Origin of the sequence: Gracilibacillus marinus, assembly GCF_042651725.1 — a bacterium.
Classification (GTDB): Bacteria; Bacillota; Bacilli; order Bacillales; family Amphibacillaceae; genus Gracilibacillus; species Gracilibacillus marinus.
In genome coordinates, this window is the sequence record NZ_JBHSDV010000001.1 from 1,423,717 (window position 1) to 1,443,237 (window position 19,521).

33 protein-coding genes are annotated in these 19,521 nt (G+C 33.2%); 30 read left to right on the top strand and 3 right to left on the bottom strand.

Translation table 11 applies throughout. The features are described from left to right. Nucleotides 1–6 precede the first annotated feature (6 nt). Together ACFOZ1_RS06595 and glnA are read left to right on the top strand one after the other, a co-directional pair. Complete coding sequence (locus ACFOZ1_RS06595) at nt 7–393, top strand: MerR family transcriptional regulator (RefSeq protein WP_390197379.1); 387 nt, start codon at nt 7–9, stop codon at nt 391–393. A gap of 23 nt (nt 394–416) precedes the next feature. Beyond that, a complete protein-coding gene (gene glnA / locus ACFOZ1_RS06600; protein WP_390197381.1) occupies nt 417–1,748 on the top strand; it encodes a type I glutamate--ammonia ligase in 1,332 nt (443 codons plus the stop codon). Between the two features lie 52 nt (nt 1,749–1,800). On the opposite strand, the gene ACFOZ1_RS06605 is transcribed toward glnA, so the two are convergent. From ACFOZ1_RS06605 to ACFOZ1_RS06615, 3 genes are all read right to left on the bottom strand, one after another. After that, nucleotides 1,801–2,994 (bottom strand): tyrosine-type recombinase/integrase, encoded by a 1,194-nt coding sequence (locus ACFOZ1_RS06605; RefSeq protein WP_390197384.1) that lies wholly within the window; start codon nt 2,992–2,994, stop codon nt 1,801–1,803. Between the two features lie 84 nt (nt 2,995–3,078). Then, nucleotides 3,079–3,495 (bottom strand): ImmA/IrrE family metallo-endopeptidase, encoded by a 417-nt coding sequence (locus tag ACFOZ1_RS06610; protein ID WP_390197387.1) that lies wholly within the window; start codon nt 3,493–3,495, stop codon nt 3,079–3,081. A gap of 17 nt (nt 3,496–3,512) precedes the next feature. Further along, entirely contained in the window at nt 3,513–3,938 is a 426-nt protein-coding gene (locus ACFOZ1_RS06615; RefSeq protein WP_390197390.1) for a helix-turn-helix domain-containing protein, read from the bottom strand. 299 nt (nt 3,939–4,237) lie between these two features. On the opposite strand from ACFOZ1_RS06615, the gene ACFOZ1_RS06620 reads away from it, so the two are divergent. The 28 genes from ACFOZ1_RS06620 (at nt 4,238) to ACFOZ1_RS06755 (ending at nt 19,511) form a co-directional block, all read left to right on the top strand. Next, on the top strand, nt 4,238–4,420 hold the full coding sequence (locus ACFOZ1_RS06620) for a helix-turn-helix domain-containing protein (RefSeq protein ID WP_390197393.1): 183 nt from the start codon (nt 4,238–4,240) through the stop codon (nt 4,418–4,420). A 17-nt stretch (nt 4,421–4,437) separates the two neighbouring features. Then, the gene (locus ACFOZ1_RS06625; protein ID WP_390197396.1) at nt 4,438–4,704 is read left to right on the top strand and encodes a group-specific protein; all 267 of its coding nucleotides are present in this window, start codon (nt 4,438–4,440) and stop codon (nt 4,702–4,704) included. A gap of 4 nt (nt 4,705–4,708) precedes the next feature. Beyond that, a complete protein-coding gene (locus ACFOZ1_RS06630) occupies nt 4,709–4,921 on the top strand; it encodes a hypothetical protein (RefSeq protein ID WP_390197399.1) in 213 nt (70 codons plus the stop codon). Between the two features lie 5 nt (nt 4,922–4,926). Next, nucleotides 4,927–5,115 carry a hypothetical protein gene (locus tag ACFOZ1_RS06635; RefSeq protein ID WP_390197402.1) on the top strand — a complete coding sequence of 63 codons (189 nt, stop codon included), beginning with the start codon at nt 4,927–4,929 and terminating at the stop codon, nt 5,113–5,115. 13 nt (nt 5,116–5,128) lie between these two features. After that, nucleotides 5,129–5,368: a hypothetical protein gene (locus ACFOZ1_RS06640; protein ID WP_390197404.1), complete on the top strand. Its 240-nt coding sequence runs from the start codon at nt 5,129–5,131 to the stop codon at nt 5,366–5,368. Between the two features lie 95 nt (nt 5,369–5,463). Further along, nucleotides 5,464–5,655, top strand: coding sequence for a hypothetical protein (locus ACFOZ1_RS06645; RefSeq protein ID WP_390197406.1), 192 nt, complete (start codon nt 5,464–5,466; stop codon nt 5,653–5,655). After that, nucleotides 5,656–5,910 carry a hypothetical protein gene (locus ACFOZ1_RS06650; RefSeq protein WP_390197409.1) on the top strand — a complete coding sequence of 85 codons (255 nt, stop codon included), beginning with the start codon at nt 5,656–5,658 and terminating at the stop codon, nt 5,908–5,910. It abuts the gene before it with no gap. A 95-nt stretch (nt 5,911–6,005) separates the two neighbouring features. Next, nucleotides 6,006–6,179, top strand: a complete 174-nt coding sequence (locus tag ACFOZ1_RS06655; protein ID WP_390197412.1) for a hypothetical protein — start codon at nt 6,006–6,008, stop codon at nt 6,177–6,179. Further along, nucleotides 6,180–6,398, top strand: coding sequence for a hypothetical protein (locus tag ACFOZ1_RS06660; protein WP_390197414.1), 219 nt, complete (start codon nt 6,180–6,182; stop codon nt 6,396–6,398). Between the two features lie 13 nt (nt 6,399–6,411). Further along, nucleotides 6,412–7,926, top strand: coding sequence for an AAA family ATPase (locus tag ACFOZ1_RS06665; RefSeq protein ID WP_390197417.1), 1,515 nt, complete (start codon nt 6,412–6,414; stop codon nt 7,924–7,926). Continuing rightward, complete coding sequence (locus tag ACFOZ1_RS06670) at nt 7,926–8,222, top strand: hypothetical protein (protein WP_390197419.1); 297 nt, start codon at nt 7,926–7,928, stop codon at nt 8,220–8,222. Before ACFOZ1_RS06665 ends, ACFOZ1_RS06670 begins: the two co-directional genes overlap by 1 nt. Beyond that, nucleotides 8,219–8,383, top strand: a complete 165-nt coding sequence (locus tag ACFOZ1_RS06675) for a DUF6906 family protein (RefSeq protein WP_390197421.1) — start codon at nt 8,219–8,221, stop codon at nt 8,381–8,383. The genes ACFOZ1_RS06670 and ACFOZ1_RS06675 overlap by 4 nt, the downstream gene beginning before the upstream one ends. After that, entirely contained in the window at nt 8,383–9,264 is an 882-nt protein-coding gene (gene bet, locus ACFOZ1_RS06680; protein ID WP_390197424.1) for a phage recombination protein Bet, read from the top strand. The genes ACFOZ1_RS06675 and bet overlap by 1 nt, the downstream gene beginning before the upstream one ends. Before the next feature lie 135 nt (nt 9,265–9,399). Next, on the top strand, nt 9,400–10,143 hold the full coding sequence (locus ACFOZ1_RS06685) for an MBL fold metallo-hydrolase (protein ID WP_390197426.1): 744 nt from the start codon (nt 9,400–9,402) through the stop codon (nt 10,141–10,143). Continuing rightward, nucleotides 10,140–10,445: a hypothetical protein gene (locus tag ACFOZ1_RS06690; protein ID WP_390197428.1), complete on the top strand. Its 306-nt coding sequence runs from the start codon at nt 10,140–10,142 to the stop codon at nt 10,443–10,445. Before ACFOZ1_RS06685 ends, ACFOZ1_RS06690 begins: the two co-directional genes overlap by 4 nt. 9 nt (nt 10,446–10,454) lie before the next feature. Next, nucleotides 10,455–11,261, top strand: a complete 807-nt coding sequence (locus tag ACFOZ1_RS06695) for a conserved phage C-terminal domain-containing protein (RefSeq protein WP_390197429.1) — start codon at nt 10,455–10,457, stop codon at nt 11,259–11,261. Beyond that, entirely contained in the window at nt 11,239–12,516 is a 1,278-nt protein-coding gene (locus ACFOZ1_RS06700) for a replicative DNA helicase (RefSeq protein WP_390197432.1), read from the top strand. Before ACFOZ1_RS06695 ends, ACFOZ1_RS06700 begins: the two co-directional genes overlap by 23 nt. A gap of 41 nt (nt 12,517–12,557) precedes the next feature. Further along, complete coding sequence (locus ACFOZ1_RS06705; RefSeq protein ID WP_390197434.1) at nt 12,558–12,857, top strand: MazG nucleotide pyrophosphohydrolase domain-containing protein; 300 nt, start codon at nt 12,558–12,560, stop codon at nt 12,855–12,857. 9 nt (nt 12,858–12,866) lie between these two features. Next, the gene (locus ACFOZ1_RS06710) at nt 12,867–13,397 is read left to right on the top strand and encodes a hypothetical protein (protein WP_390197437.1); all 531 of its coding nucleotides are present in this window, start codon (nt 12,867–12,869) and stop codon (nt 13,395–13,397) included. Nucleotides 13,398–13,520: 123 nt separating this feature from the next. Next, a complete protein-coding gene (locus ACFOZ1_RS06715) occupies nt 13,521–13,988 on the top strand; it encodes a hypothetical protein (protein WP_390197440.1) in 468 nt (155 codons plus the stop codon). A 60-nt stretch (nt 13,989–14,048) separates the two neighbouring features. Next, complete coding sequence (locus ACFOZ1_RS06720) at nt 14,049–14,444, top strand: hypothetical protein (RefSeq protein WP_390197442.1); 396 nt, start codon at nt 14,049–14,051, stop codon at nt 14,442–14,444. Between the two features lie 280 nt (nt 14,445–14,724). Next, nucleotides 14,725–15,258, top strand: coding sequence for a hypothetical protein (locus ACFOZ1_RS06725; RefSeq protein ID WP_390197445.1), 534 nt, complete (start codon nt 14,725–14,727; stop codon nt 15,256–15,258). A gap of 164 nt (nt 15,259–15,422) precedes the next feature. Beyond that, a complete protein-coding gene (locus tag ACFOZ1_RS06730) occupies nt 15,423–15,659 on the top strand; it encodes a hypothetical protein (protein ID WP_390197447.1) in 237 nt (78 codons plus the stop codon). Between the two features lie 88 nt (nt 15,660–15,747). Further along, nucleotides 15,748–16,317, top strand: coding sequence for a hypothetical protein (locus tag ACFOZ1_RS06735; RefSeq protein WP_390197449.1), 570 nt, complete (start codon nt 15,748–15,750; stop codon nt 16,315–16,317). A gap of 37 nt (nt 16,318–16,354) precedes the next feature. After that, nucleotides 16,355–16,999, top strand: a complete 645-nt coding sequence (locus ACFOZ1_RS06740) for an SLATT domain-containing protein (protein ID WP_390197451.1) — start codon at nt 16,355–16,357, stop codon at nt 16,997–16,999. A gap of 42 nt (nt 17,000–17,041) precedes the next feature. Further along, complete coding sequence (locus ACFOZ1_RS06745) at nt 17,042–17,386, top strand: HNH endonuclease (RefSeq protein ID WP_390198091.1); 345 nt, start codon at nt 17,042–17,044, stop codon at nt 17,384–17,386. A 131-nt stretch (nt 17,387–17,517) separates the two neighbouring features. Then, nucleotides 17,518–17,856: a P27 family phage terminase small subunit gene (locus tag ACFOZ1_RS06750; protein WP_390197453.1), complete on the top strand. Its 339-nt coding sequence runs from the start codon at nt 17,518–17,520 to the stop codon at nt 17,854–17,856. Continuing rightward, complete coding sequence (locus ACFOZ1_RS06755) at nt 17,853–19,511, top strand: terminase TerL endonuclease subunit (protein ID WP_390197456.1); 1,659 nt, start codon at nt 17,853–17,855, stop codon at nt 19,509–19,511. The genes ACFOZ1_RS06750 and ACFOZ1_RS06755 overlap by 4 nt, the downstream gene beginning before the upstream one ends. Nucleotides 19,512–19,521 lie beyond the last annotated feature (10 nt).

Below are 19,521 nucleotides of genomic sequence, written 5' to 3' on the forward strand. Positions count from 1 at the left end.
GAAGATGTGAGCGGATTGGATAGACGTTCGATGCCCTTATTTTCCATTGGTATTGTAAAGCAGTTAACAGGTTTAACAGCTAGACAAATCCGTTATTATGAACAGCATCAATTGATACATCCTTCCAGAACTGAGGGGAATCAGCGCCTATTTTCATTTAATGATGTGGACAGATTATTAGAGGTTAAGGAATTGATTGAAAAAGGAATTAACCTAGCTGGAATTAAGCAAGTCTTTCAAATGAAAGAGATGCCTAAAACTGTCGAATCAGAGGAAACACCAGAATTAACTGAAAAAGAGTTACGTCGAATGCTTCAAAAAGAATTGTTTGATGCAGGAAGATTAGGGAAAACTTCGTTAAGACAGGGAGAATTATCACGATTCTTCCATTAAATAATAAAGGAGAGTTTTATTAAATGGGAATTTCTAAAGAAGAAATCAAAAAGAAGATTGCTGAAGAAAATGTTAAATTTATTCGATTACAGTTTACAGACTTATTAGGAACAATTAAAAATGTGGAAATACCTGTAAGTCAAATTAATAAAGCATTAGACAATCAAATGGTATTTGATGGCTCTTCAATCGAAGGTTTTGTGCGTATTGAAGAATCTGATATGAAATTACACCCTGATTTAAGCACATTCGTTGTATTCCCTTGGACATCTGAAAAAGGAAGAGTAGCTCGATTTATCTGTGATATTTATAATGTAGATGGTACTCCTTTTGAAGGTTGCCCACGTTTTAACTTAAAAAGAAATTTGAAAAAAGCAGAAGAACTAGGATTTACTGCATTTAATATTGGTACAGAACCAGAATTTTTCTTATTTAAATTAGATGAGCAAGGTGAACCGACTTTAGAATTAAATGATAAAGGTGGATACTTTGACCTTGCACCAACAGATTTAGGTGAAAATTGTCGTCGTGATATCGTTTTAGAGCTAGAGGAAATGGGCTTTGAAATTGAAGCTTCACACCACGAAGTAGCACCTGGTCAACATGAAATTGATTTCAAATATTCAGATGCTGTTAAACATGCGGATGATATTCAAACATTTAAATTAGTTGTTAAAACAATTGCGCGTAAACATGGTTTACATGCAACATTTATGCCGAAGCCACTATTTGGAGTGAACGGTTCAGGTATGCACTGTAATATGTCTTTATTTAAAGAGAAAACAAATACTTTCTTAGATGAGAATGGACCAATGCAATTAAGTGAAACAGCATATCAATTTATTGCAGGTATTATCAAACATGCATTATCATTTACTGCTGTGACAAATCCAACAGTTAACTCATATAAACGTCTTGTACCAGGATATGAAGCACCTTGTTATGTGGCATGGTCTGGTTCGAATCGTAGTCCATTAATTCGTGTACCTGCTTCTCGTGGATTGAGTACACGTGTAGAAGTACGTAGTGTAGACCCTGCAGCAAATCCTTATTTAGCATTATCTGTATTATTGGCAGCAGGTTTAGATGGCATTAAAAATAAATTAGAAGCACCTAAAGCAATTGATCGCAACATTTATATTATGGACAAAGAAGAAAGAGAAGCAAATGGAATTGTTGATTTACCTGCTACTTTAGCTGATGCGTTAGAAGAATTGAAAAAAGACGAAGTGATCATTGAATCACTTGGAGAACACTTATTTGAACATTTTGTTGAATCTAAAGAAATTGAGTGGGATATGTTCCGTACTCAAGTCCACCCATGGGAAAGAGAACAATATATTCAAATGTATTAATAAGCGAAAACCCTTGACACTATTGGTGTTGAGGGTTTTTTATTTTTTTAGTTTAGGGATGATTTCTTTGTGTGCCCCACTTTTGCCCCACTTTTTTTGGATTTTCCTTTTTAATTTCATTAAAATAATCTTCATATCGTGCCATTGATTTCTCGTCTAAACGTTTAGAAATATGAGAATATACATCAGCTGTAATTTGATAACTTCCATGTCCTAATCTCTCCTGAATGAACTTCATATCATTTCCTGATTCTAAAAGTAATACTGCGTGAGTATGTCGTAAAGAGTGAATAGGTAAATTTGATATATCAGCCTGTTTTAATATGCGGCGAAAAGCATTAAACAAACTAGATTTTGGCATGATATCTCCGTCCTCTCGACAAAATACTAAATTTAAATCATGACGATAAATATCATTTAAATTTTGTTTGTTTATATTTTGCCACTTTAAATGATCTTTTAATTGCTGGATAGTATTATTTGTTAAAGTTATAGTTCTCTTAGAGCGAAAAGTTTTCGGATCTCCCATTAATTCTTCATCAGATTTAGCTTGGAAATCTAATGTTTTGTTTATTCGAACAGTCTTTTCTTTGAAGTTGATATCAGACCATTGAAGTGCAGCCACTTCTCCTTTACGCATTCCCGTATCAATCATAAAGCTAAAGAATAGCCAGTAGATATAACCATATCGATAGGCTGCTGTTAAGAATGCAGGGATTTCTGTAGAATCAATAAATTTTACTTCACGATCCTTTTCTACACCCTTGATTACAGAACCAATAGTTGGATTGCGATTAATCAAATCTAAATGTATTGCTTTTTCCATTGCATTGTGCATAGTGCTATGAATAATTTCAATCGTTCTTTTACTGTATTTCTTCTTATACAATGAGTTTAAGAACTTCTGATACATCGTGGGTTTAATCGCTTTTAATTCAATATTTTTGAAATAGGGTAAGATTTGTTTCTCGATATTTCTTTTGTGTGATATGTAAGTATTTTTTCTTACCACACCATTTTTATATTCTTCTAGCCAGTTATAAAGATACTCTTCTAATAATATATTGCTACTTGCTAAATCAAAATTATTGAGTAGTTGTTCTTCCATCTTCTGTGCTTCGAATCTTGCTTCGGGTTTTGTTGTAAATCCCATTTTGGATTTCTCTTTTTTTTCGTTTGTGAATGGATCTAAATAGCGTATACGATATTCCCACTTACCGTTTCGTTTTCTATAGCTGATTCCCATTTAAATTTCTCCCTTCAATAATTAGTAGATACATAGCAATAAAAAAGTCCATCACCTCCTTAAAATGAGAATATACGTTCTGCTTCAAGGGTAAAAATTTTTATGGAGAAGTTGTTCAGGTATTCCGTATTCTTCTTTTGCTTCCGCAACGGTAATAGGCTGAAAAACTTCTCTCGATAATAAGAGTTCCAATGCAAATAAGTTCGCTTCTTGTTCTAACTTATCTGTAGAGAATAGAGTTTGTGACTTTAAAAAAGATGTATTCTCATTTGGATGTAATATGGCATGTCCCATTTCGTGTGAACAAGTAAATAGTCGCTTCTTAGGTGACAAGGTATCATTGATGTGAATTACTTTTGTACGGTGAGACCTGCTGTAATAACCCTGTATGCTTCCTAATGGTTCAAAGACAATATTAATATGTAACTTATCTGCTAATTCAAAAGGGTCATTGGTATTGTATTTCTTAACTAATTGCTCCACTTTTTTTCTGATAAACATAAAGGAATCACCGCGCTTTAATCTCTGTATTTTTTCGGAGTAAATTTCTCTTTAGCTATTCTTTTTGTTAAGCGTAACGTATTTTCCCATGAAGCTATTAAAAGCTCACGATCTTCTTCGCTTAGTTCTTCTAATACTTTCCCGTCAAATGCTGCAAATGCACTATCCACCTCTTCTCCATTAATAATTTTCTTCAATTCGTTTTGAATATCTTTTTCGTCTTTCTCTGTTAAATCGTAGTAACGCTTTTTATCTGTACGACCAAGTAGGTAGTCAGTAGATACATCGAAGTAGTCTGCTACTTTTTCTAATTTATCAGAAGAAGGCTTATTCTTTTTCCAAGAATACAATGAATTTCTACTAAAGCTTAATCGTTCTTCTAGTTCTACAACGGAAATTTTCTGTTCTTCACACAATTTTTTTACTATATCAAATGCACTCATATCAACCATCCTAGCCACTTACACCAGTTTATTTAAAGATTTCTTTAATTTAATGTTGACATCTATAAAAATCTTTAATATACTCTAGGTAAGCTATTTAATTAGCGAAAAAGACAATAAAAAATACGACCTATCTAAATGCGAATTTTGACGTTGGGGAACGGATAAATGCATAATTACAGGCTTTTTAAAGTCTTATTTAGCTATGTCTGTATTCTATAATTTTCTTTAATTATTGTCAATAGTTTTAGCTAATTAAATAGCAAAATTAAACATTTTAGTAGAATGGAGTGAGAAAAATGCCACAAGATTTAAGTATCAGGGTTCGTAATGAACTATACAAGAAGAAAATGAAACATGCGGAATTAGCAGAAATGCTTGGAATATCTCAACCGTACCTATCAGATATTTTGAATGGTAAGCGTACTGGTCCAAAAGCACAGGAACATGTAAAGCATATTCGTAAAATTTTAGGGATTTAGAAATGGAGGTTAGTTAGGTGATTGAAGTCAAAATCGATCAATCTCTAGTAGAGGAGATATGTCGTGAAGAAATTCAAAAACGGTTAGATAGAGCCGAATTTGATATGGTCATGTGGGATAAAAACGAACTGGTACGAAGGACTTGTATGAGCTGGTCTAACATTCAAAGAACATTCTTTTACATGTCTGATTTTCCTAAGGTGAAGCTAGGTGGTAAATGGTACTTTCCTGCAGCAAAAACAACTCAATTTTTACTTAGTTATCTTGAAAGATTGGAGGGTTAATTTAATGCATATCTATGAAAGGTTACATCCAACAGCTCAACGAGTGTTCGAAAAAACACATGTGAAGCATATCAATGCTGTCGGAACAGAAGAACGAAAGAACTATCAGTTAAATCAAGTGAAAAAATTAAAAGTTAATGCTGATGAAAGATGTATAGAAGTGTATTACCAAAACGGCGAGTGGTTTAAGTACTATGCAAATGGGACTTGGGGGTGAAAGCAATGGCAAAAAGTAAATTATCAATCCTTAAAGATGAATTAAGAGAAAGGCAAAGAATGCTGCAAGAAGATATTGATGATATTCGAAGCGGGGATGAATATGTTCCTGAAATTTATAACGAAACAGTTTTGGAAATAAAGTTTTTGAAAGAAACTTTAAATCGAATTTGGGAAATTGAATTTCCGTCTTAAGGAGGTGAAGAAAATGCGAATAGGCTACATGGTAGACATTATTCACCGATTTAACAACATCAAACATTACAGTTACAACAACGCAGAAAAGCTAGAATCTCTAAACCGATTAGTATCGGATGTGGAAGAAGCCTGTGAGATTCCTGTTGGTGATCCGTATGCAATGAAGGAATTTCAAAAGAATAACTCGTTTTTGTACGAATATTACCAATCTATTTTAGAAGAAAGAGAGACAGCACTAAATGCTATTTGAAATATGGTTTGTCCTTACAGTATTAGCAATTAGTTTTAATTTAACACTTGGTTTGCATTATCGATTTAAAGCGCAGGAAATGGAGCGTGAGTAATATGCGAGAATATGCCGTCTACAAAGGTGAAGAGTTGCTTGCAATTGGAACATCAAAAGAATGTGCGAAACAGTTAAATGTACTACCCAGCTATATTAGATGGTTAAATACACCAACAGCTAAAAGACGATTGGCGACAAGGAAAAATCCTCATAAATGTGTCGTTGGATTTGTACTTAAGGATGGTGATTAAATGGCATTCACTGATGCTTACACAGCAAAAGATAAACAAATTGCACTGCACCATAAAGCAGAAATGCATAAATATTATCGCTTGTTTATGGGTTGCCTGGAAAACGGAGAATTTAAAGAATCAGAGATTTATTTTGAACATTTTCTTGATTTGAAAAGAGAGTTAAATCGTATGCAACGTGAGAAAGAGACAGTTGATAACGCTAATCGTGATTTGACTAATAAGCAGGTATTAGCAAGAAAGGATTGGTTTTGATGCTGCTTAAAATTTGGTATGGCGGATTGTATTTTGTTTTGCTAGTTTGGTTGATTTATAGCTTTTTAGATGCACTTTGAAAGAAGGTGAGAAGGTTGATTATAGCAATTGGTAAAGACACAGGGAAGCTTTATGCAAAAGGTAATAATCGTAAAGAAGTGTTTAGATATTTGGACAAGCAATATAAATACTCAACAAGGCGAGATAACGAGAATAACTATGATGGTTATGTTTATCCTGAACCATTGTTAATAAGGAGAGTGGAGTAAATGGAACATCCTGCAGTTTATCATACTCGTAAATTCGGAAATCCGATTAAAGAGTCTAAATTATATGGTACTGATCATAAAGGCAATGAAGTATTTGTCGATGATGAAATCTACATTTATGAAGATGAATTTTGGCTTGTAGAAACACTTTCTACAGACGAAAAAGAATTGCTAGAATTTTTCGGAGCAACAAAAGTAATTGCCAAATCGGAATTTTGAAGGAGGAACTACATTGCAAATTAAATTTAAAGAACTGAACCTAAAGAGTTTTAAAAGTCACCAAGAGATAACCGTAAACTTTGGCGAGCGCACGGTTATAGTTGGTGACAATCATCAAGGAAAGAGCTCCATTGGCGAAGCTATTTCATGGCTATTATATGGCATAGACACCTTTGGAAGCAAGTTAGATCCTGAACCAGTGACATATGAATCAGATGGAACGAAGGTAGATTTACTGATTGAGTTACCAGAAAAGGAAGTTTTGTTGAGCCGTGAACTGAAAAAAGGGCGAACAAAATATTTTATTAACGAAGTGCCAGGTAAGGCTGGAGAATATGATGAGGTAGTCAAACACTTATTTGAAAGTAAAGAGTTTTTCTTATCTCTATATAATCCAAAATACTTTTTCACTCAACATTGGGAAAAACAACGTGAAATGCTATTAAGTTATGTGCCTGAACCAGGTAGTAAACAGATTCTTGCAGCATTACCAGGTGCACAATCTGAAAAGTTAGCAGCCTTAATGAAAAAACATAATTTAGACGATCTAAATAAACTTTATCGTGATAGTAAAACCACCAAGGATAAAGACTATATAAGAATGCAAGAGCGAGTGAAAACTCTAAAAGAAGAAATGGAACAATACAAGCAGTTAGTTCCACTACCTTCTTTACGAACAGAAAAGAATCAATTAGAAAAGAAACGAAATGAAAAAGAAAAAATAATAGATAATGCTGCAGATGAAAACCATGAAATTAGAAAGATCACCATGCAGATTGATAGCTTAACTTCTCAAATCGATAGAGGAAAAGAGACGTATAAGAGATTGAAAGAGCGTGAGATTGAAACCACTTGCTTCTCATGTGGACAAGAACTAACGGATGAAGCGAAAAATAAAGCACAAAACGCATTAGATGATGAAGTAAAGGAAGTAGCTACGCAAGTGAATCCACTAATTCAACAGCGCAAAGAACTACGAGAAAAACTAGCAAAAACAACGTTTGTTGAAGTAGATGATAATCTACGTGCGGAAGTTCGGGAAATCCAAAATAAAATCAATGATATTGATATGGAAATAAACAAACATGTGCAGGTGGAACAACTAGAAAAACGTATTGAAGAAGCTGAATTGAAAGAGAAAGAGTTATTAGAAGAATTGAACGAAGCCATTTTTATTGTGGACAGTATTAAAGATTATCATGCCAAACAAGCAGAATTACAAGCAGACAAAGTACAATCTTTGTTCGAAACATTATCCGTTCGATTATTTAAAGAACAAAAGAATGGAGATATTAAACCAACATTTGAAATCCAAATGGACGGCAAGGATTATAGCAAGTTGTCACTCTCTGAATCTATTAGAGCAGGTCTTGAATTAAGAGAAGTGTTGTCAGAACAAAGCAAGATTATTGCACCAGTATTTGTTGATAATAGTGAATCTATTACCAAGTTTAAAGAACCAAGCGGTCAATTGATTATGGCTAAGGTGGTTGCTGGACAAGAACTAAAGATTGAGGGTGATAAGTAATGGATCAAAAGAAGGTGTTAAGAACAGTTAGCAAATTACTGGAAGCGAAAGAAAAGGTACAAGAAAACATAAAACGGATTGAAGATGGGACTATAAAAGATATTTATAGTTTAAAGGCAACAGACCCTAGGTACCGTGATAATTATGTGATTTTTGGTTACCACGACCAGTGGATAAATAAAGAACGTTTCTTCAATAAAATTAAGTATCTAATCTTAGCCGAAATGAAAGAAACATTAGATGAAATTAATGTTGAAATAGATAAACTAGTTACTTTTAAGGGTGAAGAATTATGAAACATGGTAAACGTCCAACGCGCAGACATAAAGAAATCTTAGCAGCTAAAAACCTTAAACCGAATAACTGGTTAATCGTTAAAAATCTTGATGATCGATTAGAGGTTGTTCATAAGGAAACTGGTAATACCAAAACTATTAATCTAGGAGGTAACGAATAATGACAAACAATCAATTAATGAATGTATCATACGAAATTGCAGGTCAATCCATTGATTTGCAACCAGAAACAGTACGTAATTACTTAGTTAGAGGTAATGGGAATGTTACAGATCAAGAAGTAGTTATGTTTATGAATTTATGCCAATATCAACAACTTAATCCATTCGTCAATGAAGCATATCTAATCAAATTCGGTCAACAACCTGCTCAAATCATTGTATCTAAAGAAGCATTTATGAAACGAGCAGAATCCCATGAAGATTTCGGAGGATTTGAAGCAGGTATTGTGTATGAAATAGATGATGAAATTAAAGAAGTGACAGGTGCTATTATGCCGAAAAGAGCACAATTATTAGGTGGCTGGTGCAAAGTCTATCGTAATGATCGAGAAAAACCGATTGAGATTAAAGTTAGTTACGAAGAATTTAGCAAAAACCAAGCTACTTGGAAAGACATGCCTATGAATATGATACGAAAAGTCGCTATCGTGAATGCTTTACGTGAAGCATTTCCAAATACACTAGGTGCTATGTATACCGAAGAAGAAACTCAAAAAGAGTCAATTCCAGATTATAAAAAAGAGCGTAAAGACATCACACCTAACGATGTGGAAAACAAAGCGGAATCACAAGAATCACCTAACAAAAACCAAGATGATAAATTAGCAGAGCTAAAAAAACAAATGAAACAAAAGTTTGTTGAATTAGGCATCAAGGATAATAAAGGAATTAATGAGTACATTCAGAAAAACAATGTGAAATTAAGCAATCCAGCAACAGAAGCACAATTAATCGGATTGATTGATTTGTTAGATATGAGTTTAGATATGGCTAATATGCAAACGGAAGATACGTCAGATGATGACGAACTACTCGTATAAATTACCAAAAGTGATTGTTTATACAAGATTAGAAGATTGCAAAATGTGTGGGGATGAATTAAATCCTCACACAGAATATTATTATCGGCATTTGAGGATATGTGTGAAATGCCACAGTGAATTGAAGGTGAAGAAATGAAAGTGGATATTTTAGCATCGGGATCTAAAGGAAATTGCATAGCACTTACTGCAGGTAATAAAACCATTTTAGTGGATGCAGGTATTGCGAAAACTAAGATTGAAAAAAGATTACTGGATGTCGGAATTACACCGAATACCATACAAGCTATTTTTATTACGCATGCACATAATGACCATGTACAAGGTTTACCATTATCCAATAAATATAAAATACCTGTCTTTGCTGCAGAAAATGAATGGCAATTGATAAAAAATGTGGACATAGAAAATAGATTCCATTTCAAATCTGGAAGAGCAATCGGAATTGGTAATTTCAAGTTACAAACTTTTGATACGTTTCATGACAGTGAAAATCCTGTAGGTTATGCCGTTACACATGGCGATTTTAAAGTTTCTATTTGTTTAGATACAGGCAAACTCACTAAAAAAATATCGGATGCTATGCAAGATTCGAACATTTACATCATAGAAAGTAACCATGCTCCAGCAATGGTTGAAGCGTCTGATTATCCGAATATTGTTAAAGCTAGAGTTTTATCAGATCTTGGTCACCTTAGCAACGAACAAACAGCTAATGCATTATGCAAACTAATCAAAGGCAATGGCGAACATATTTATCTAACACACTTATCTCATAAGAATAATATGCCAGCATTAGCCGAAATGACAACTATGAGAATGTTAGCTAAAAAAGGATGGAAGTCAGGTCAACATTACACATTAGAGGTGATTACATGAAAAGTCTAAATAGTTATAGACATCAACCATACCAGCCGATTACAACTTTGCAAGCTCAATTAAATAAACAAAAAGAAGTGAACATTCAATTAAATCATGAAAATAAAAGATTACAAGAAGAAGTACAGCTTTTAAAGGACGAAATCAATAATTTACTAGCATGTTGTTCTTTAGAAAAGAAAGTGGATTATATGCTTAAAAATTGGTTAGATACAGAAATCGTTGGTAATGAAGAAATTGATCGGCAAGCTTTTTCAATAAAAATGGTGGATTTTATAAAAAAAGAATTGCAAAAGAAGTAGGTGTCAAACATGTCCGATAGTTTCTTTTTTCCGGTGTTCAGTGGGATATTAACACCATACCACATTGAAAGAATAGGTCCTGCATTATGGGAATTCCTTTGGTTGGTATCCAAAACAACAAAAGAAGTCACCGAGAATAATGAAACTATCGGTATTGTTCTCGGTGGAAAGCCAGTAAAATTAAAGGATGTAGCGAATGAACTAGGAAGAAGTGAACGCACTGTTAAAAGGAATGTATCTAGATTGAAAGAGTATGAATACATCCTTACTACAAGAACACCTTATGGTGAAGTTTATAAAGTAAGAAATTCAAAGAAATTCACCAAAAAGAGAAGTGCCAAAAATGGCACATCTGAAAAAGAAGGAGAAGTGCCAAATATGTCAAGAGAAGTGCCACATTTGTCCAAGAGAAGTGCCAAAAATGGCACATCTAATAAAGATATAAAGGATATAAAAGATATAAATAATATATATGTCGAGATAATAGATTATCTCAACAAAAAAACTGGTAAGCGATTTTCACCTAAATCACAAGCCAATAGAAAATTAATTAATGGCAGATTAGCAGAAGATAGAACACTAGAAGATTTCAAAAATGTAATAGACGTTAAAGTAGAGCAATGGTTGAATGACGATAAAATGCAAGCATATATCAGACCAGCCACATTATTTGCACAAAAGAACTTTGAAAATTATTTGAATGAAAAACCTGTCAAGAAAGTGAATCAATCTAGTGACCCAAGAGATAAAGAAATAGCATTCCAGAAATTTATAACAGATGGTGGGGATCCGAATGACTTCAACTGGAGTAATTGAAAATGCATCAGCAGAACAATCTGTGCTAGGAGCCGTATTTCTAGATCCAAGTGTTCTAGATGACATCTCTTTTTTAGAGGATAGAGATTTTGTCAATCCTGTACATCAAGAAATTTACAGAGTGATGAGATACCTAGAAAGACATAACAAGCCAATAGACATTGTGACCGTTACAGAGTTATATGTGCAACATAAAAAGCAGAATCAATTGAGTGTTTCATATTTACTACAGTTATCAGAAGCGTGTCCAACTACTGAAAATGTAACACATCATGCAAATATTGTTCGTTCTAAGGCTATTCGTAGACGTGGAGATAATATTGGGCAAGAAATTTCAAAAATATCTAGAGAAGATTTTGAAACGGACGAGGATTATTATGCTGCAGTAGAATCTAAGATTGCAAATCTTCGTCCAAAAGAAAATGGCCAAATGAAAAGTTTTAAAGAGACACGATACCAATATTTTAACCACCTTGTGACTAAGAATGTGGAGTACATTCCAACTCATTTCCCAAAGTTTGATGCATGGGCGAATGGTGTTTGGAGAGGTTGGTTATTTGTTTCTGCAGGTAGACCAAGTGTAGGGAAAACGGCCATGTTATTACAGCGAGCAATGGGTGTGGCTTTAACAGGTCCAGTATTAATCTATTCACAAGAAATGGACGAGCATCAAGTGAAAGATCGTATGATTTCTGGTTATACAGGGATTCCATATAACAGAATTAAGAAAAAGGAACTAAATCCAAATCAATACGCAGAAGTAGAAGAAGCGTATAACTTGTTGCAAGAACTACCTATCTTTATCCAGGATAGTTCAGGTGTGACGATTGATGAAGTGAGAGCAACAGCCAAAAGATTTAAACGTCAATATGGTGACTTAGCAATGATTGCTGTCGATTATTTGCAGATTATGCGAATACCACAAGGGAAAAACGAAACAAGAGCGCAAGCAATCGGAAACGTTACTGGAGCAGCAAAACAAATTGCGCGTGAAATGAAGTGTTGTTTTATGATGTTGTCACAAATGACTCGAGATAGTGAGAACTTTAAAAAACCGACATTAGCGCATTTAAAAGAATCCTCGTCCATTGAACAGGATGCAGATGTTGTTGAATTTTTATGGCATGATCCAAACGACACACATCCACAAGGAAAAGTAGTGCAACAGTTTATTGCTAAAGGTCGTGACATCGGTATTAATGATTTCAAACTCTTATTCAGAGGGTGGAAACAGAAGTTTGAGGAATTGGACTAAATAAGCACGTATTAAATGTATTAAAACGGAAGGTGAACATAATGAGCAAATCTATTAATCAACTATGTAAAGAAGCATATGAAACTGCCAAAACAAGTGGTTGGCATGATGAACCAAGAGAAACAGGAACATTACTAGCATTGATTCATAGTGAAGTATCGGAAGCACTCGAAGCAGATAGAAAAGGTGATCAAGAAAATTTTGAAGAAGAATTAGCCGATGTCTGCATTAGAATTTTCGATTTATGCGGAAGTAGAAACATTGATTTAGAAGATGCGATTGAAACCAAGATGGAACGGAATAAATCTAGATCGTACAAGCATGGCAATAAAAAGTATTGAGGTGAGAGAATGCGTTATGTAGGAATAGACCCAAGTACAAAAACAGGATTTGTTGCACTAGATGAACATGGACAAGTGTTAAAAGCGAAAGAAATTACAGGAATTGGTGATAAGGACCCGAAAAGAATGACTAGCTTGATACATGACCTTATGCTGCATATGAATAAAGAAGACATTATTTGCATTGAAGGTTTTCCATTTGCAACTCAAAAGGCAATGTTTGCTGGGGGAATTCATCACGGGATTAGAAATGAACTGTTCAAATATGGTTTTAAATATTACGAAGTCGCACCAAACGCTGTAAAGAAATTCGTAAACGTAACTGGTTGGGAAGGTGAACCAGGTAATAAGAAAAGATTAAAAGGTGCAGCTAAGAAAAGAGCAGTTATGGATGCGGTGCAAGAACATTATGAATTTACGCATCCAAGCGATAACGTGATAGACGCATATATCATGGCTCAAATAGCTAGATCACTTAACCAAAATATAGCTAACTATCCATATCAATTAGAAGTATTAACTAAAATAAAAATCGCATAATCAAATTCTTTAAAATAAGCCATTATGAGAGGTTTTTAGACTGGTGCTTATAAAGCACTAACCTAGTTATAAAAACGTCACAACGATTAAATTTAACTATAAATTCGAGGAGGTTTGACTATTATGTCAAAAGTAGAATTAAACGTATTGTTTAAGAAGATTCAAAAGGACGACAAAAAAGAAGTATTAGAATTTCATGTACAAGGGGATGAGCTAGATCATTCAGACGAACTAGTAAACATGGCAGGCGATATTGTTACTTTAGGAGTAAAAGAAAGTGGAGTGGAAAACTTTCCTGCTGAATTCAAATCCATTCAACGTGATAGCAAGAAAACAGTACTTAAATTTAATGTCAAAGGCGATAGCGATGGCAAAGTATTAAAGCTTTATGAATTCGCTGGAAGAAGTGTTGTGTTATTCCTAGAACAATCACAAATGACCATTGAGGAATTTGAAGAGATTCACGAAGGAGTAGGATATAGTGTAAATCCTGATGGTACAGCAACCGTAGAAGGTCAATTGAGTACAGAAGATATCCCTACTGGTGAACCAGATGATGTGAATTTTGATGACAATGAATTATTGAACTAACTTTAATTGCCCTGCCTTACGTGGGGCTCTTTTACAGCATAACTAAGGCAGGTGTGTATAATGTATGAATGGTTAAAGGATTATCAAAAAATTGAAGAAGAAATAATTTACTTAGAATTCGAGCTAGAAAGATACAAAAAAGAATTGAGTAGATGGATTCAAGGAGATCTTCAAGATGTAAAAATAAATGAAAAATCAAAGGCTGCTCATTTAGAAGAAAAGATTAAGATAGTCGAACATGAATTAGCACATAAAATGAATGATTTATATGATGCAAAGAAATTAATTAGTAGATTCAAAGGATTAGACAATAAAATATTGTATTTAAAATATGTTGAAGGAAAGACATTAACACTTATTGCATATGAGTTAGGATATACACCAGGACATATCTATAACAAACATGCTCAAATAATGAAAACTATTGATTTTGCACTTCATGTTAACTTAACTTAAGTTTGTGCGATAGAATCTATTGAAAAAATGGATTATAGTAATAACATAGAAAACTGATAAACCGTTCCAACAATCGCTTGGTCGGTTTATGTTATGAATTTACGGATGAATATTTGTCTGCACTCTAATTAGCAGATAATTTTTAGTGTAGTCTAATATTACGCAACTTAACGAGTTTATTCATAAAGAGGGATTTTGCTACAGAAAATAATTAAAGAAAATATTAGCAAATTTCCTTATAATTTCAATATTTCATCCGATATTAAAAAAGGGTGATATATTGAGAAATTTTAGACAGTCCAAAGATGTTGTAAGATATTTAGAGGAAAGATATGGTCCAATCAAGAAACACACTATCGAGGACGATTTAAGTATTGTAAATGATATATGTAATCATCATTCATCTGAAGAACTTCAGTTAATTAGCAATCGAGTTAAAGTAATCGTTGAAATAAACAAAGATACAAATTATGTTGCAACTATTTTTCTTCCTATGATGTTAGCTTTTTTTGCCGCAATATCAACATTAGCTATAAGCACAGTGACTGTAACTTCTAATTTATTGACAAGTTATTTTAATCAAACTATAAAATTGAATGAAGAAAAGATTACGCAAGAAAAATTAAGTGAGTTAATGAATTTGCTAGATTTACCTTCATTTATGACTATCGCTGCTGTCTTAATATTAATTTGTTTTGTATTAATAACTTTGGGAGTTTGGTATATAGATTATGGAAATACCAGAAAAGCTAAAAAACTATTAATGTATAAGATCTTAATTGATGAAGCAATCGAAAAAAAGTCTAGCATTTAAAACAATAAATATAATTAAATTAGGTTATTCTTTATAGAAAGCTTTAATTATCACTTTAAAATTCATTAGTGAGTACCATTTCATGGATATATGTAGTTTTTAAAAATTAAGGCAGGAAATTCTCTCTTTTTGTCGAATAAGTAGACAGAAAGGAGGGAATAATATTGCTAGTAAAATTCGAATTCAAGGATAAGTATGAAACTGTGTCTACAATAAACAATCAAGAAATTGAATTGTCCGATGCTGAAGTTTATGCTTTATTTCAATCAGACGAAATTAGTTATCCTGTCGATTTTGGTGGTTCAAACTCAGTTAAGTTTGCAAAGATTGAGAAAAGTGAATTTAATATGTACCGACCAAATGAAAAGCATTTACATGTGACATTGCGAGAACTGCGATAAGACATCTCATAAAGAGGTGTCTTTTTATATAGTAATCGCAACCAACATATGGTAAAATCCTATGTAAATGTACATAGGGGGAAGACAAATGAACAAACTTCTAATTGTTTTAGTAAGTCTTTTATTTTTAGTTGCTTGTGGAGATGAAGAAACAATTGATATAGAAGGCGAGACTTTAAAATATGAGGAATTCAAAACAGAATTAGCAAGTGTAGAATCAGAATTAAAAACTAAGAAACAAGAATTATTTGATACTAAGGCAGATCTTGGTAGAGTCATAGCGCAGATGGAAGAAGAGGAAGCAGAATTTGCAGAATTAGAAGAACTTGCTAGCAATCGTGAACAGTTAGAAAGTGATGTTAAAGAAGCGCAAGAAACCTTAGCTTCATTAAAAAAAGAAATCATAACTTTAAAAGATGAACCTATTAAAGTAGGTGCAGGTTATTTTTATTTTGGTGAAGATCTTGAACCAGGCAGATACTTAATTAAATCTCAACACCCTAGAGGCGGTAATGTATTCGTAAGACGTGATGGAAGTAGTTACGTTAATGTCATACTGAGTGATTCCGATGGTTATCCTAGTGACTATGTGTTTGAAAGTATTAATGGCGATGAACTGGAAGTAGCAATGCCAGTTGAATTATATCAAGTTGAATAGATAAGATAAGACATCTCATGATTAAGGAGAGGATTGTGTGAGTGAGTCAGTAGAACATCAAGAAAAAATCGACAACAATAACGAACAGAAAAAATCTGAGTTAGATGAGCAATTTGTTTTCCTGATTAAAAGAATTAAAAAGGTAAGGGGGTCAAGAATTGAGGCATCAAAAAGACTAAGAAAAAAACATAATTATCTTGAAAAAGTTAGTTATTTCTATTCGCTAATACTATTGATATTGTCAGTGTGGTATTTAAATCAAGATGGTGGATTAGAAGAAACTTCTACGAAAATGTTGTTGATACTATCTTTATCTTTAACATTCTTTACTATGTTTTTAAACATAAAGAATTATAAAGAAAGAGCAGGAAATTTTGAAAGTAACTTTCAACAACTCGATGTACTCTTAAATAAGATGGATAGAGACAAAATAAATAATAAAATAAATGTAGATATGTTAAAACAATATCATAGAGAATATGAAAAAATGATTATAGGGAAAGAAAACCATCTTAATATTGATTATTACAATTCAAGCGAAAAAAGAAAAATATTACATATAAAGGAAATTTTGAATTACAGAATAAAAGAAATTATTGTCAACGTCTTGATAGCAATTTATCCTATAGTTTTATTTATTATAATATTATTATATGAAAGAGTTTTGAATTTATTTAATTAGACATCTCATGACGAGGTGTCTTTTTATTGTGAGGTGATATTGATTGCTGAATACAAAACAAAAGAACAAAAGCGTAAGTTCTATGACAGCAAACACTGGAAGATATTACGTGAGAATATTAAGCAGCGTGACAACCACGAATGCCAAGAGTGTAAGCGACAAGGACGATTAACTATTGATACAAATGAATATAGTGAGTCTGCTAAGCGTAAGAAAATCATGTTGGTTGTCGATCATATTAAAGAAATAGAAGACTATCCAGAACTTGCACTAGATGAAGATAATCTTGAAACTAAATGCGTTAACTGTCATAACAAGAAGCATGGCAGATACATTGATTATTCATTGTGGAGAAGGAAACCTAAGTGGAATGATGAATGGTGGTAGATACCCCCACCTAAAAGGTTTCGGTATTTTTCCTATCGGGGGCACCGGTAAGGGGGGAGTCTGCTGTCCAAAAATATTTCAAAAATCCACACTCACATTAGGGGGGATAAAAAGTAAGGGGGGTGTTTTTTGTGAGTAGAGTTGTAAAAGTTAACGATTTAGAAAAGCAATTATTACTACGTATAGATACAAATGATTTGGTTGAAGTGGATAAAATAAAGCGGTATGTTGCTATTGTAAAGCAAATTAGAAAACTTCAAACAGAGATAAACAAGCATGGTGTACTTACCAAAACAGTAAATGGTAGTCAAGAATTTATGAAAGCAAACCCAGCAATAAAAGATTTAAATAGTCTCACAAAAACATTAATTTCTCTCGAAAAATCAATAAAATTTGAGATGATTAACGCCCCTGAACTAAAAGAGGAAGATAAGGATAATGACCAACCAGAAGTCAGTGATTTGTATTGATTCACCAAAGATATGTTAATGAGTATATTCAAGCTTGGAGAACAGGTAAGATTATTTTTAATCAAGAAAGAATTGATTTAGTCAAACAACTTGAAGCAGAAGTTTTAGTTCGTGATGATATATATTTTGATGAAGACCAAATTAATAAATGTATTAATTATATTGAGAAATGGTATTTTAAATTAGAATTATTTCAAAAATTTATTATTGCATTTATCTTTTTAAAATATATCGAGCGTGACAAATTATTCTTTAAAGATATTGTGATTGTCATTGCACGTGGTAATGGTAAGAATGGTTTAATATCGGGACTTGCAGATTATTTTATCAGTCCAGGTCATGGAATTGAAGGGTACAATGTAGATGTTGTAGCGAACAGTGAAGACCAAGCTGAAACATCTGTTAAAGAAGTGTTCAACATGAAGGAGAAAAATAAAAACTTTATGAAGAACTTCTTCTCATGGACTAAAACAAAGATTACCGGAAAGAAGACACTATCTGAGTTCGCTTTTAAAACATCTAATGCAAATACTAAAGATGGTGGTCGTCCTGGTTGTATTATTGTTGATGAATGGCACATATATGAAGACATGAAATTAATCAGTACGTTAAGTTCTGGTCTAGGAAAGGTAAAGCATAGACGACGTATTTTTATTTCCACCAACGGTCATGTCCGTGGTGGTTTTTTTGATAAATTCATAGAGCAATGTTTAGAAGTTTTAAAAGGTGGAAGCAAACGTAAAAATCGCTTTGTTTTTATTTGTAAAATGGATGATAAAAATGAAGTCGATAATCCTGAATTATGGGAAAAAGCAAACCCTATGTTCAGTAAACCAAGAAGCCCCTATGCTGAAGAATTGTTCGATACCGTTATGGATGAATATTTAGATTTAGAAGACGATCCTTCAGGGCGTCCAGAGTTAATGGCAAAAAGAATGAACTTACCACAAGAAGATAGTGCAACAAGAATTGCATCTTGGGATGACATCATGGCTACAAACAAACCAATTCCTTATGATAAGTTGCAACATCAAACATGTATTGGAGCTATTGATTTTTCATTCATTAAAGATTTCACGGCATGCGGGGTACTGTTTAAAGATGGAGATAATTATATCTGGGATAGCCATCAATATGCAAGACGAGATTTTGTGAAGGAAGCTAACCTAAAACCACCTATAGAAGAATGGGAAGAACAAGGACTACTAACTTTGTTAGATGGACCTGCAATAGATATTAAACATATGGTGAACTATTTCTGCGAGATGCGTGAGAAATATGGATTGAACATTATTGTAGGAGATACATTTAGACTAGACATTGTAAAAACGGCTTTAGAGGCAGAGGGATTTACAGTTTTGTATATCAGAAATCCACGCGCTATATACGCGAAGCTAGCACCAAGAGTAGAAATGCTATTCGCTCAACACAAGATTATTTTTGGTGATAATCCCTTAATGAGATGGAATACAAACAATATTGCAGTTAAAGTGAAAAGTGATGGAAATAAAGATTTCATAAAGAAAGATGAAGTAAGAAGAAAAACAGATGGTTTTATAGCTTTTGTTTATGCATTATGGCAAGCGGACAATTATCTAGAAGATGAGGTAGACATAGATGATTCACTCGATACATTAGATGCGTTAAATTTTTAAGGAGGTGAGG

Excerpts from the sequence above, each read along its gene's own strand:
- ACFOZ1_RS06605 (WP_390197384.1), bottom strand. The coding sequence starts at position 2,994 with ATGGGAATCAGCTATAGAAAACGAAACGGTAAGTGGGAATATCGTATA.
- ACFOZ1_RS06610 (WP_390197387.1), bottom strand. The coding sequence starts at position 3,495 with ATGTTTATCAGAAAAAAAGTGGAGCAATTAGTTAAGAAATACAATACC.
- ACFOZ1_RS06670 (WP_390197419.1), top strand. The coding sequence starts at position 7,926 with ATGGATCAAAAGAAGGTGTTAAGAACAGTTAGCAAATTACTGGAAGCG.
- ACFOZ1_RS06660 (WP_390197414.1), top strand. The coding sequence starts at position 6,180 with ATGGAACATCCTGCAGTTTATCATACTCGTAAATTCGGAAATCCGATT.
- ACFOZ1_RS06645 (WP_390197406.1), top strand. The coding sequence starts at position 5,464 with ATGCGAGAATATGCCGTCTACAAAGGTGAAGAGTTGCTTGCAATTGGA.
- ACFOZ1_RS06630 (WP_390197399.1), top strand. The coding sequence starts at position 4,709 with ATGCATATCTATGAAAGGTTACATCCAACAGCTCAACGAGTGTTCGAA.
- ACFOZ1_RS06735 (WP_390197449.1), top strand. The coding sequence starts at position 15,748 with ATGAACAAACTTCTAATTGTTTTAGTAAGTCTTTTATTTTTAGTTGCT.
- ACFOZ1_RS06710 (WP_390197437.1), top strand. The coding sequence starts at position 12,867 with ATGCGTTATGTAGGAATAGACCCAAGTACAAAAACAGGATTTGTTGCA.
- ACFOZ1_RS06640 (WP_390197404.1), top strand. The coding sequence starts at position 5,129 with ATGCGAATAGGCTACATGGTAGACATTATTCACCGATTTAACAACATC.
- glnA (WP_390197381.1), top strand. The coding sequence starts at position 417 with ATGGGAATTTCTAAAGAAGAAATCAAAAAGAAGATTGCTGAAGAAAAT.
- ACFOZ1_RS06705 (WP_390197434.1), top strand. The coding sequence starts at position 12,558 with ATGAGCAAATCTATTAATCAACTATGTAAAGAAGCATATGAAACTGCC.
- ACFOZ1_RS06685 (WP_390197426.1), top strand. The coding sequence starts at position 9,400 with ATGAAAGTGGATATTTTAGCATCGGGATCTAAAGGAAATTGCATAGCA.
- ACFOZ1_RS06675 (WP_390197421.1), top strand. The coding sequence starts at position 8,219 with ATGAAACATGGTAAACGTCCAACGCGCAGACATAAAGAAATCTTAGCA.
- ACFOZ1_RS06720 (WP_390197442.1), top strand. The coding sequence starts at position 14,049 with ATGTATGAATGGTTAAAGGATTATCAAAAAATTGAAGAAGAAATAATT.
- ACFOZ1_RS06695 (WP_390197429.1), top strand. The coding sequence starts at position 10,455 with ATGTCCGATAGTTTCTTTTTTCCGGTGTTCAGTGGGATATTAACACCA.
- ACFOZ1_RS06690 (WP_390197428.1), top strand. The coding sequence starts at position 10,140 with ATGAAAAGTCTAAATAGTTATAGACATCAACCATACCAGCCGATTACA.
- ACFOZ1_RS06615 (WP_390197390.1), bottom strand. The coding sequence starts at position 3,938 with ATGAGTGCATTTGATATAGTAAAAAAATTGTGTGAAGAACAGAAAATT.
- ACFOZ1_RS06700 (WP_390197432.1), top strand. The coding sequence starts at position 11,239 with ATGACTTCAACTGGAGTAATTGAAAATGCATCAGCAGAACAATCTGTG.
- ACFOZ1_RS06715 (WP_390197440.1), top strand. The coding sequence starts at position 13,521 with ATGTCAAAAGTAGAATTAAACGTATTGTTTAAGAAGATTCAAAAGGAC.
- ACFOZ1_RS06620 (WP_390197393.1), top strand. The coding sequence starts at position 4,238 with ATGCCACAAGATTTAAGTATCAGGGTTCGTAATGAACTATACAAGAAG.
- bet (WP_390197424.1), top strand. The coding sequence starts at position 8,383 with ATGACAAACAATCAATTAATGAATGTATCATACGAAATTGCAGGTCAA.
- ACFOZ1_RS06635 (WP_390197402.1), top strand. The coding sequence starts at position 4,927 with ATGGCAAAAAGTAAATTATCAATCCTTAAAGATGAATTAAGAGAAAGG.
- ACFOZ1_RS06650 (WP_390197409.1), top strand. The coding sequence starts at position 5,656 with ATGGCATTCACTGATGCTTACACAGCAAAAGATAAACAAATTGCACTG.